Annotated in this window: 13 protein-coding genes; 11 read left to right on the top strand and 2 right to left on the bottom strand. The window is 40.2% G+C overall.

What is annotated here, in order from left to right; all coding sequences use genetic code 11:
- Nucleotides 1–13: 13 nt before the first annotated feature.
- Together rnz and HT719_RS05790 are read left to right on the top strand one after the other, a co-directional pair.
- Nucleotides 14–943: a ribonuclease Z gene (rnz, locus tag HT719_RS05795; RefSeq protein WP_000354331.1), complete on the top strand. Its 930-nt coding sequence runs from the start codon at nucleotides 14–16 to the stop codon at nucleotides 941–943.
- A 20-nt stretch (nucleotides 944–963) separates the two neighbouring features.
- Entirely contained in the window at nucleotides 964–1,719 is a 756-nt protein-coding gene (locus HT719_RS05790) for an SDR family oxidoreductase (protein WP_172928530.1), read from the top strand.
- Nucleotides 1,720–1,772: 53 nt separating this feature from the next.
- Here the strand turns inward: HT719_RS05790 and HT719_RS05785 are convergent, their stop codons facing one another.
- Nucleotides 1,773–2,681, bottom strand: a complete 909-nt coding sequence (locus HT719_RS05785; RefSeq protein ID WP_001222592.1) for a LysR family transcriptional regulator — start codon at nucleotides 2,679–2,681, stop codon at nucleotides 1,773–1,775.
- Between the two features lie 63 nt (nucleotides 2,682–2,744).
- Here HT719_RS05785 and HT719_RS05780 point away from each other — a divergent pair, with 63 nt between their 5' ends.
- From HT719_RS05780 to HT719_RS05770, 3 genes are all read left to right on the top strand, one after another.
- Nucleotides 2,745–3,014 (top strand): YqgQ family protein, encoded by a 270-nt coding sequence (locus HT719_RS05780; protein ID WP_042901268.1) that lies wholly within the window; start codon nucleotides 2,745–2,747, stop codon nucleotides 3,012–3,014.
- Nucleotides 3,014–3,394, top strand: a complete 381-nt coding sequence (locus HT719_RS05775; RefSeq protein ID WP_000259256.1) for a rhodanese-like domain-containing protein — start codon at nucleotides 3,014–3,016, stop codon at nucleotides 3,392–3,394. Before HT719_RS05780 ends, HT719_RS05775 begins: the two co-directional genes overlap by 1 nt.
- A gap of 86 nt (nucleotides 3,395–3,480) precedes the next feature.
- On the top strand, nucleotides 3,481–3,714 hold the full coding sequence (locus HT719_RS05770; protein WP_001088017.1) for a hypothetical protein: 234 nt from the start codon (nucleotides 3,481–3,483) through the stop codon (nucleotides 3,712–3,714).
- A gap of 41 nt (nucleotides 3,715–3,755) precedes the next feature.
- Here the strand turns inward: HT719_RS05770 and HT719_RS05765 are convergent, their stop codons facing one another.
- Complete coding sequence (locus tag HT719_RS05765; protein WP_172928529.1) at nucleotides 3,756–4,481, bottom strand: pseudouridine synthase; 726 nt, start codon at nucleotides 4,479–4,481, stop codon at nucleotides 3,756–3,758.
- Between the two features lie 161 nt (nucleotides 4,482–4,642).
- Here HT719_RS05765 and typA point away from each other — a divergent pair, with 161 nt between their 5' ends.
- The 6 genes from typA (at nucleotide 4,643) to murD (ending at nucleotide 11,642) form a co-directional block, all read left to right on the top strand.
- Complete coding sequence (gene typA / locus HT719_RS05760) at nucleotides 4,643–6,484, top strand: translational GTPase TypA (protein ID WP_000164111.1); 1,842 nt, start codon at nucleotides 4,643–4,645, stop codon at nucleotides 6,482–6,484.
- Nucleotides 6,485–6,503: 19 nt separating this feature from the next.
- On the top strand, nucleotides 6,504–6,758 hold the full coding sequence (locus tag HT719_RS05755; protein WP_000262800.1) for a DUF3165 family protein: 255 nt from the start codon (nucleotides 6,504–6,506) through the stop codon (nucleotides 6,756–6,758).
- Nucleotides 6,759–7,150: 392 nt separating this feature from the next.
- A complete protein-coding gene (locus tag HT719_RS05750; RefSeq protein ID WP_000850382.1) occupies nucleotides 7,151–7,450 on the top strand; it encodes a lactococcin 972 family bacteriocin in 300 nt (99 codons plus the stop codon).
- Nucleotides 7,451–7,521: 71 nt separating this feature from the next.
- Entirely contained in the window at nucleotides 7,522–9,543 is a 2,022-nt protein-coding gene (locus HT719_RS05745) for a bacteriocin-associated integral membrane family protein (protein ID WP_172928528.1), read from the top strand.
- A 1-nt stretch (nucleotide 9,544) separates the two neighbouring features.
- A complete protein-coding gene (locus HT719_RS05740) occupies nucleotides 9,545–10,186 on the top strand; it encodes an ABC transporter ATP-binding protein (protein ID WP_172928527.1) in 642 nt (213 codons plus the stop codon).
- 103 nt (nucleotides 10,187–10,289) lie between these two features.
- On the top strand, nucleotides 10,290–11,642 hold the full coding sequence (murD, locus tag HT719_RS05735) for a UDP-N-acetylmuramoyl-L-alanine--D-glutamate ligase (RefSeq protein ID WP_172928526.1): 1,353 nt from the start codon (nucleotides 10,290–10,292) through the stop codon (nucleotides 11,640–11,642).

The raw sequence follows: 11,642 nt of genomic DNA, 5'->3' as shown, positions 1-11,642 counted from the left end.
TAGAAAGTATCGAATGGATATTCAATTTTTAGGAACAGGGGCTGGTCAGCCCTCTAAAGCCCGCAATGTCTCCAGTCTCGCCCTGAAACTTTTGGATGAGATTAACGAAGTCTGGCTCTTTGACTGTGGAGAAGGTACGCAAAATCGTATTCTTGAAACCACGATTCGACCACGTAAGGTCAGCAAAATCTTTATCACTCACTTGCATGGAGACCACATTTTTGGCTTGCCAGGTTTCCTTTCTAGCCGTGCTTTTCAGGCCAATGAAGAGCAGACAGATTTGGAAATCTATGGACCTCAAGGCATCAAGTCATTTGTCTTAACCAGCCTTCGTGTGTCAGGTTCGCGTCTGCCTTATCGTATTCATTTTCATGAGTTTGACCAAGATTCTTTAGGAAAAATCCTTGAGACCGATAAATTTACGGTGTATGCAGAAGAGCTGGACCACACTATTTTCTGTGTTGGTTATCGTGTTATCCAAAAGGATCTAGAAGGAACGCTGGATGCTGAAAAACTCAAGGCGGCAGGTGTCCCATTTGGCCCACTTTTTGGGAAAATCAAAAACGGCCAGGATGTAGTTCTCGAAGATGGGACTGAAATCAAGGCAGCTGACTATATCTCAGCTCCACGCCCAGGTAAAATTATCACTATTTTAGGAGACACTCGAAAAACGGATGCCAGTGTGCGTCTGGCTGTCAATGCCGATGTCCTAGTCCATGAATCGACTTATGGCAAGGGTGATGAAAAAATTGCTCGTAACCATGGCCACTCTACTAACATGCAAGCTGCACAAGTAGCAGTAGAAGCAGGTGCCAAACGCCTCTTACTTAACCATATCAGCGCCCGTTTCCTCTCAAAAGATATCAGCAAGCTCAAAAAAGACGCTGCTAGTGTTTTTGAAAATGTCCATGTGGTCAAAGACTTGGAAGAAGTGGAAATCTAAAAGATTGAGAAAGGAACAGTATGTCTACTATTCTCATTACCGGAGCTAGCGGTGGCCTAGCCCAAGAAATGGTCAAACTCCTGCCAAATGCTCAACTCATCTTGCTTGGTCGAAATAAGGAAAAATTAGCCAAACTCTACGGAAACCATCCCCGTGCAGAATTGATTGAAATCGATATTACCGATGATTCAGCCTTAGAAACTCTGGTGGTAGACCTTTATCACCGCTACGGCGAGATTGATGTTTTGATAAACAACGCTGGTTACGGGATTTTTGAGGAATTTGACCAGATTTCTGACCAAGATATTCATCAGATGTTCGAGGTCAATACCTTTGCCCTAATGAATCTGTCTCGTCGCCTTGCGGCTCGAATGAAGGAAAGTCGAAAAGGCCATATCATCAATATTGTTAGTATGGCAGGTTTGATTGCTACTGGCAAGTCCAGTCTTTACTCAGCGACTAAGTTTGCGGCTATTGGTTTTTCAAATGCTCTGCGCCTAGAACTCATGTCCTACGGTGTTTATGTAACGACGGTCAATCCAGGACCAATCCGTACAGGATTTTTTGATCAGGCTGACCCAGATGGAACCTATCTCAAGTCGGTTGACCGTTTTCTATTGGAACCAGATGCAGTGGCTAAAAAGATTGTCAAGATTATAGGAAAAAACAAACGAGAACTTAATCTCCCGATTTTGTTGAACCTGGCCCATAAGTTTTATACTCTCTTTCCCAAGCTAGCTGATAAGTTGGCAGGGGAGACTTTTAATTATAAGTAAAAAGAACCAATATGCAGGTTGTTGCTAGCCTACATATTGGTTCTTATTATTTCTCAACTATCAAACTGGACTTCTTCTAGGAGATAGTCGATAAAGCGTTCGCCCATCTTAGACAGGCTGGTTTTTTCATGCTGGATATAGACCAGCTCAATTGGATCATCAATATCCAGTGGGATAGAAACGATATTGTCTCCGTTGAGGTTGCTGTTCAAAATCCCTGTTGCGATGGTATAACCGTCCAGACCAATCAAGAGATTAAAGAGAGTAGCACGGTCGCTGACTACGATGGATTTCTTGTGGTGTTCTTGAGAAAGGATTTCCTCTGAGAAGTAGAAGGAGTTGTGCGTCCCTTGGTCATAGCTGAGATAAGGGAAGTTTTCCAAATCAGACAGTTTCACCTTGTCTTTTTTGGCCAGAGGATTGGTCTTGCTGACAAAGATATGGGGCTGGGCTGTGAAAAGATGGTGAGCTAGCAGGTGATTGTCATCCAGCATCTTGGTTAAAACATCACGGTTGTAGCTGTTTAAAAATAGAACACCGACCTCACTGCGGAAGTTCTTGACGTCGTCGATAATTTCCCAAGTACGAGTTTCACGAAGGAAGAGCTCGTATTTCTCCATATCGCTTTTCTTGAGCAGAGAGACAAAGGCATTGACCACAAAGGCATAGTGTTGGGACGAAACGCTAAAGAGTTCGCGGTGGGCGACAGGATTTTTATAGCGTTCCTCCAGAAGCTGGGTCTGCTCGACAACCTGACGGGCATAAGAGAGAAACTCCATCCCATCACGGGTCAAGGTGATACCCTTGGGATTGCGGATGAAAATCTCAATCCCCATCTCATTTTCCAAATCTCTTACAGCATTGGAAAGACTAGGCTGAGTGATAAAGAGCTGTTTGGCTGCCTCATTCATGGAGCCAGTTTCGACGATTTTGATAATATAGTGTAATTGTTGAATTCTCATGTTTTTATTGTACCACACTTGCCTTAGAATCGCCAAAGAAGATAGGAAAATCAGGAGCATTGTGTGAGTCTCTTCTTGAAAAAAACACAAAATTTTGCTAGAATGAGTCTTATGAAAACATTCTATGATGTGCAGCAATTCCTCAAACGATTTGGTATTATTGTTTACATGGGAAAACGCTTATATGATATTGAACTGATGAAGTTGGAACTCTCTCGGATTTACGATGCAGGGTTGATGGACAAATTAGACTATCTGGAAGCGGAAGCGGTTCTTCGCAGAGAGCACAAGATAGAATTGGATTATATTGAGAAAAATGGAGAAAAGAACTAATGGTTACTTGGATTTTGTGGGCACTTATACTGGCAATGTTGGCGTGGATGGGCTTTAACTATCTTCGTATTCGCCGTGCGGCTAAAATTGTGGACAATGAGGAGTTTGAAGCCTTGATTCGTACGGGTCAATTGATTGATTTGCGCGACCCAGCAGAATTCCACAGAAAACATATTCTTGGGGCTCGCAATATTCCTTCAAGTCAGTTGAAGACTAGTCTTGCAGCCCTTCGTAAAGATAAACCTGTCCTTCTCTACGAAAACCAACGTGCGCAACGAGTTACAAATGCAGCTCTTTACTTGAAAAAACAAGGTTTTTCTGAGATTTATATTCTTTCTTATGGCTTGGATTCTTGGAAAGGGAAAGTGAAGACTAGCTAACATTCTGTAAAAATCTGTCGAATGATAGATAAAGCTAGCATTTTATGGTATCATCATTTATATTAATTTTAAGGAGATTTTATAATATGAATTCACAAGAAAAGAAAAAACCTTCACTTATTTTAGGTATCTTATCTATCGTCCTTGGTTTGCTTTCTCCAATAGTGAGTCTGATTTTGGGGATCATAGGATTGGTTTTGGCTTTTTCATACCAAAAAGAATCTGGACTGGACTATAAAACAGAAAAAATTCTCAACATCGTAGGACTTGTAGTTTCTGTTCTTAACTGGATTCTAACAATCGCAGTAGTTTTTAGATAAGCAAAAAACAAAAAAGCTTTAAATTTAAAGCTTTTTTTATTTTATCGACTCATCTCTAAATAGTTTTTAATGATTTGTAACTCTTTTTGGTTCAAAGGGAGGTAGTTACCTTCTGCTAAATCTGGGTTCAATGTAAAGTCCCCAAATTGGATTCTCTTGAGGCTAGTCACCTTAACACCAACCGAGAGGAACATTTTCTTGATTTGATGAAATTTTCCTTCTGAAATGGTGATAGAGGCTTGACTGAGGGAGGGACTTGCAGATAGAATCTCTAGTTTTGCGGGTTTACAGACAGTACCATCTAAAAAGACAATTCCCTTTTGAAAGGCTTGGATATGGTCAGGTGTTAGAAGTCCATTAACCTGGACTTGGTAAGTCTTATCGACATGATATTGGGGATGGAGGAGCTGAAAGCCCAAGGGACCGTTATCGGTCAAGAGGAGGAGTCCCGTTGTATCTCGGTCCAGTCGGCCAACGGCATAGAGCTTGTCAGACTGGATGTCAGATGGAAGCAGGTCCATGACGGTCGGAAGTTCCTTGTCTTTGTTGGCTGTAACGACACCAGCAGGTTTATGAAGCATAAGATAGGTGTGTTCATAGCCTTGAATGATTCGATCCTGAAAAAGGAGTTCTTGTAGTCCTGTATCGATATTTTGAGCTAGGGATCGGGCTGGGCAACCATCGACTAGAATTTCCCCTCTGAGGAGTGCTTGCTTCATGGCCTTTCGGCTAACTTTTTCTTGGGCTAATAAATTATCTAAACGCATACTGTGCCTATCTTATCATAAGTCGCTTGCTTTGAAAAGGCTTGACGTGAAAAGAAAAGCGGAGTGAAAACATTTACACTTGCTTGAGTTATGTTATTTACTTGAAATTATGGTATAATCGTTCAGTTAGAAAATAAATTTTGAATATTATAGAGGAAATCATGACAAAATTAAGAGAAGATATCCGTAACATTGCGATTATCGCCCACGTTGACCACGGTAAAACAACCCTGGTTGACGAATTATTGAAACAATCAGAAACGCTTGATGCACGTACTGAATTGGCAGAGCGTGCTATGGACTCAAACGATATCGAAAAAGAGCGTGGGATTACCATCCTTGCTAAAAATACTGCCGTTGCTTACAACGGAACTCGTATCAACATTATGGACACACCAGGACACGCGGACTTTGGTGGAGAAGTTGAGCGTATCATGAAAATGGTTGACGGTGTTGTCTTGGTCGTAGATGCCTATGAAGGAACCATGCCACAAACTCGTTTCGTATTGAAAAAAGCCTTGGAACAAGACCTTGTCCCAATCGTGGTTGTTAACAAAATCGATAAGCCATCAGCTCGTCCAGCAGAAGTAGTGGATGAAGTCTTGGAACTTTTCATCGAGCTTGGTGCAGATGACGACCAGCTTGACTTCCCAGTGGTGTATGCTTCAGCGATCAACGGAACTTCTTCATTGTCAGATGATCCAGCTGACCAAGAAGCGACTATGGCACCAATCTTTGACACGATTATCGACCATATCCCAGCTCCAGTAGATAACTCAGATGAGCCTTTGCAGTTCCAAGTGTCACTTTTGGACTACAATGACTTCGTTGGACGTATCGGTATCGGTCGTGTCTTCCGTGGTACAGTTAAGGTTGGGGACCAAGTTACCCTTTCTAAACTTGACGGCACAACTAAAAACTTCCGTGTTACAAAACTCTTCGGTTTCTTTGGTTTGGAACGTCGTGAAATCCAAGAAGCAAAAGCAGGTGACTTGATTGCCGTTTCAGGTATGGAAGACATCTTTGTCGGTGAAACCATTACTCCTACAGACGCAGTTGAAGCTCTTCCAATTCTACACATCGATGAGCCAACTCTTCAAATGACTTTCTTGGTCAACAACTCACCATTTGCTGGTAAAGAAGGTAAATGGGTAACTTCTCGTAAGGTGGAAGAACGCTTGCAGGCAGAATTGCAAACAGACGTTTCCCTTCGTGTTGACCCAACTGATTCACCAGATAAATGGACTGTTTCAGGACGTGGAGAATTGCACTTGTCAATCCTTATCGAAACAATGCGTCGTGAGGGATATGAACTTCAAGTATCTCGTCCAGAAGTTATCGTAAAAGAAATCGACGGTGTTAAATGTGAGCCATTTGAGCGTGTACAAATAGACACTCCAGAAGAATACCAAGGATCTGTTATCCAAAGCCTTTCTGAACGTAAGGGTGAAATGTTGGATATGATTTCAACTGGTAATGGTCAAACTCGTTTGGTCTTCCTTGTTCCAGCGCGTGGTTTGATTGGATACTCAACTGAGTTCTTGTCAATGACTCGTGGTTACGGTATCATGAACCATACCTTCGACCAATACTTGCCATTGATTCCAGGGGAAATTGGTGGACGTCACCGTGGTGCCCTTGTTTCTATCGATGCTGGTAAGGCTACAACTTACTCAATCATGTCTATCGAAGAACGTGGTACGATCTTTGTCAACCCAGGTACTGAGGTTTATGAAGGAATGATCATCGGTGAAAACTCTCGTGAAAATGACTTGACAGTTAACATCACGAAGGCAAAACAAATGACCAACGTTCGTTCAGCTACTAAGGACCAAACAGCTGTTATCAAGACGCCTCGTATCTTGACACTTGAAGAGTCTCTTGAGTTCTTGAACGACGATGAGTACATGGAAGTAACGCCTGAGTCTATCCGTTTGCGTAAACAAATCCTTAACAAAGCAGAGCGTGAGAAAGCTAACAAGAAGAAAAAATCAGCTGAATAAGAGCTAGAAAGAGAGAAAGATGGTCTATTTAGTCCTAGGAATTTTACTGCTCCTACTCTATGTATTTGCGACACCAGAAAGCATTAAAGGGACAGTCAATATCGTCGCTATGGTATGTATTTTAGTGGCACTCTTGATTTTATTGGTTCTATCTTTTCTGAAAATTTTTCAATTACCAACAGAAATATTCCTAGCAATAGCCATGTTGATCCTAGCTTACTTTAGTGTTAGAGACATCACACTCATGCCAGTCAAAAAAAGTAAAAGAAGATAAAAAAAGAGAGTTTCGGCTCTCTTTTTTTGGTAGGAATTTTACAATAGTTTGAATTGCTTTTTAGTTAACATCATCACTTTTGCTTGGATAGTATGAATGGGAAAAACTGGAATAAAATTTGTCAATGACATCTATTTTATATTTGGTTAGTACTGGTTGCATATTATTTTGAAATAAAACTACTATATAATATTATTCATATAGGTAATATAAAAATATTATTCATATAGGTAATATAGTAAAATATCTAAAAAATTCGATTTTTTCCTTGACAACAAATAATAAAAATGCTATTCTTATTATATAAGAAATCGGTTTCAAAAAAAGAGAGAGGAGGATTTATTTTGTTGCATTGTTGCTCAGGGTGTGCTTTTTTTGAAAGGAAAAATAAAATGAAAACGAAAAAACATAGATTACTTGCTCTAGCTCTTATTTCAAGCTTTACATTATTGGGAGCTGCATCAGCTGCTGTACAATATCCAGATGGAGGAGTATGGACATATGGAGAAGGTTCAGGAGGTGGTTGGGCTTTTTCAAATTACTATCATGGTAAAAAATATCATTCTTCTTCTCTTGTAAGTAAATGGGATAGTCATTCAGATAAAGGAACAGCAGTTGCAGGGAAAACTTCAGAGGCTTGGATTTGGACTAAATTTGGGGAACAAGTAGCATTTTACTATGACTATGACTAATATTTAGTTTTCTTAGATAATTCCCCTTGTAAGAAATTACAGGGGGGAATTTTGTTTACAAGGAGTCTACTATGAAGAAACTATTCATATTACTATCAACTTTTTTTCTCAGCTTCTTCCTTGCTTGGATTATTGTCTTACGTGCGCCACAATATTTATATGCAAGCTATGATTCCGTTACTTTACTTCGTGTCAAAAAGGATACTCAGGAACCGACGCGTGAGGTATTTGAACAGGAATTGGAGAATTTTGCAAACTCAGAACAGAGTTTAATAGCTAGGAGAATTGTAGAGCCGAGTAAGGATGGGACGACTCACTTTACTTATGCAACTTATGGTCAGGGAACTTTACCAAAAGAATTCCAAGAAGCTAGCCAAGAAAGTCGTGAACGTAGTGATCCGCTAAATAGTTATCTCCTTTTGTCAGGCTCCTTGACGAAAGAAAAGCTTGCCGATAAATTAGGAGATTTGGGTTATAAAGCAATTGCTGACCGAAAGACACCTCCCTATTCTCTTGCTTTTCGAATGTTACTAAATCCACTTATTTTAATTAGTTTAGCAATATTTGGCTTATCTTTCTTTGCTTTAGTGATTATCACTCGGATTAAGGAAATGAGAGCAGCAGGTATAAAACTCTTTTCTGGTCAGACTCTCTTATCCATTATGGGGCATTCTTTATCGACTGATATCAAGTGGCTCCTTCTATCAGCCCTCCTTTCCTTCCTAGGTGGGGGAGTCGTTCTTTTTAGTCAAGGTTTGTTTTATCCTATCTTGTTAGCCACCTATGGTTTTGGGATTACTTTCTATCTGTTGTTTTTATTGGCGATTTCAATTTTACTAATGCTTCTTTATCTAATGAGTTTGAGTTACAAAGCATTAGTTCCTGTTATTAAGGGGAGATTACCCCTTAAACGCTTGATGGCTTTAACCCTATTGTGTCAGTTAGTAGCTGTTTTTACAGTGGGATACGCTGTTAAGACAGGCTTGACGTCTTACCAACGATTGAAAGAACTTGAAATTTCAAAACAAGCGTGGAAGGACAGAGCAGACTATTATCAAATTTCTTTTGGCTTAGGTGATAGAGGAAAAGATACAGAAAATCAGAGCAAGTGGTATGAATTTTCCAAAGAAGCAGTTGAACAAGAACAGGCTCTATTTGTAAAAGATAATCTCATTCATTTTGCAAATCCTCAAGGAAAAAATGAACAGGGAGAGACACTGGATACCTATAGTCCAGATGCTAATACGCTCTATGTCAGTCCAAGTTATTTGGACAAGGAAAATGTAACTGTAAATGGTGAGACTAGACAGAAACTAGTCCATCTTCAAAAAGGGGAATTTGGACTCTTACTACCAGAATCTCTTCGTTCACAGGAAGCAGAACTTAAGAAAGCTTTTGAAGAAAGTTTGAACTATTACGGGCAATCAAGTGAGGAGGCAAGTGCTCCTTTAGAGTATGAAATGAGAGCGATTGTTAGCTATCTTCCAACTGGAGAAAAGCGATTTGTTTATAATAACGGTGAAAGCCCAGTATCCATTCAGTACTTAACCGATCCGATTTTAGTTGTATTTACTCCAACATCTACAGGTGATAGTTTCATTTCAAAATATGTTTGGTCTATCAATGCTGGAAAACAACTTTTTATCAAAGGATATGAGAGTGGGCTAGAACTCTTGAAGAAAGCTGGAATTTATGAGCAAGTATCCTATCTTAAAGAAGGAAGAAGTGTTTATCTAACTCGTTATAATGAAGTGCAAACTGAAACAGCAACTTTAATCCTAGGAGCTATTGTGGGGATAGCTAGTTCCTTGTTACTCTTTTATTCTGTCAATCTTCTATATTTCGAGCAATTCCGCCGAGATATCTTGATTAAACGAATTTCAGGTTTACGATTTTTTGAAACACATGCTCAGTATATGGTTAGTCAATTTGCCAGTTTTGTATTTGGTGCTAGTCTCTTTATTTTAAGCAGTCGAGACTTGGTGATTGGCTTGCTCACTTTATTAGTCTTTCTAGCTAGTGCAGTTTTGACGCTTTACCGTCAAGCGCAGAAAGAATCTCGTGTTTCTATGACAATTATGAAAGGAAAATAGGATGATTGAACTAAAGAATATATCTAAAAAGTTTGGAAACCGTCAGCTATTTTCAGATACGAATCTTCATTTTGAAGGTGGGAAAATTTATGCCTTAATCGGTACAAGTGGCTGTGGTAAGACAACACTCTTGAATATGATTGGACGATTAGAGCCGTATGACAAAGGGCAAATTATCTATGATGGCACCTCTCTTAAGGACATCAGGCCTTCTGTTTTCTTTAGAGATTACTTAGGATACCTATTTCAAGATTTTGGCTTAATTGAAAGCCAAACCGTCAAAGAGAATCTCAATCTGGGTTTAGTTGGTAAAAAGTTGAAAGAAAAAGAGAAAATGTCTTTGATGAAACAAGCTCTAAACCGTGTTAACCTCTCTTATTTAGATTTAAAGCAACCTATCTTTGAATTATCAGGAGGAGAAGCACAACGTGTTGCACTAGCGAAGATAATTTTAAAGGATCCTCCTTTGATTCTTGCAGATGAACCAACCGCTTCACTAGACCCCAAAAACTCTGAGGAATTACTTTCTATCCTAGAATCTTTAAAAAATCCGAATCGGACTATTATTATTGCGACCCACAATCCTCTGATTTGGGAACAAGTGGACCAAGTTATTCGAGTTACCGATTTATCACATAGATGATATAGCAAGATTCAGTTAGAAGAAAGAGTCACAAACACACTTTGTGGCTTTTTTATTTCCATAAAAATGGTAAAATAGTAGGAGTAGAAATGGAGTTCGAGACATGAAAGTAATAGATCAATTTAAAAATAAGAAAGTCCTTGTTTTAGGTTTAGCCAAGTCTGGTGAATCTGCAGCTCGTTTGTTGGACAAGCTAGGTGCTATTGTAACGGTAAATGATGGGAAGCCTTTCGAGGACAATCCAGCTGCCCAAAGTTTGCTGGAAGAAGGGATTAAGGTTATCACAGGTGGTCATCCTTTGGAACTTTTGGATGAAGAGTTTGCCCTCATGGTGAAAAATCCAGGCATCCCATACAGTAATCCCATGATTGAAAAGGCTTTGGCAAAGGGAATTCCAGTCTTGACTGAGGTGGAATTGGCTTACTTGATTTCAGAAGCGCCCATTATCGGTATCACAGGTTCAAATGGAAAAACAACCACAACGACCATGATTGGGGAAGTTTTGACTGCTGCTGGGCAACATAGTCTTTTATCAGGAAATATCGGCTATCCAGCCAGTCAAGTGGCTCAAACTGCGACAGATAAGGACACGCTTGTCATGGAACTTTCTTCTTTCCAACTCATGGGCGTTCAAGAATTCCATACTGAGATTGCGGTTATTACCAACCTCATGCCAACTCATATCGACTATCATGGGTCATTTGAGGAATATGTAGCAGCCAAGTGGAATATCCAGAACAAGATGACAGCAGCTGATTTCCTTGTCTTGAACTTTAACCAAGACTTGGCAAAAGAGTTGGCTACCAAAACACAGGCTACTGTTGTTCCATTCTCAACACAGGAAAAGGTTGATGGAGCTTATCTGGAAGATGGTCAACTCTACTTCTGTGGAGAAGTGGTCATGGCAGCTAGCGAAATCGGGGTTCCAGGTAGCCACAATGTGGAAAATGCCCTTGCGACGATTGCAGTAGCTAAACTTCGTGGTGTAGACAACCAAACCATCAAAGAAACTCTCTCAGCCTTTGGTGGTGTCAAACACCGTCTCCAATTTGTGGATGAAATCAAGGGTGTCAAATTCTATAATGATAGCAAGTCAACCAATATCTTGGCAACTCAAAAAGCCTTGTCAGGATTTGACAATAGCAAGGTCATTTTGATTGCAGGTGGTTTGGACCGTGGTAATGAGTTTGACGAATTGGTTCCAGACATTACTGGACTCAAGAAGATGGTCATCCTTGGTCAGTCTGCTGAACGTGTCAAACGGGCAGCGGATAAGGCTGGTGTGGCTTATGTGGATGCGACTGATATTGCAGATGCGACCCGCAAGGCTTACGAGTTTGCGACTCAAGGAGACGTGGTTCTTCTCAGTCCTGCCAATGCCAGCTGGGATATGTATGCTAACTTTGAAGTACGTGGCGACCTCTTTATCGACACAGTAGCGGAGTTAAAGGAATAA

This window comes from Streptococcus sp. k-378 (genome assembly GCF_013277505.1).
GTDB classification, from domain to species: Bacteria; Bacillota; Bacilli; order Lactobacillales; family Streptococcaceae; genus Streptococcus; species Streptococcus pseudopneumoniae.
This window is presented reverse-complemented; position numbering and strand designations above follow the sequence as displayed.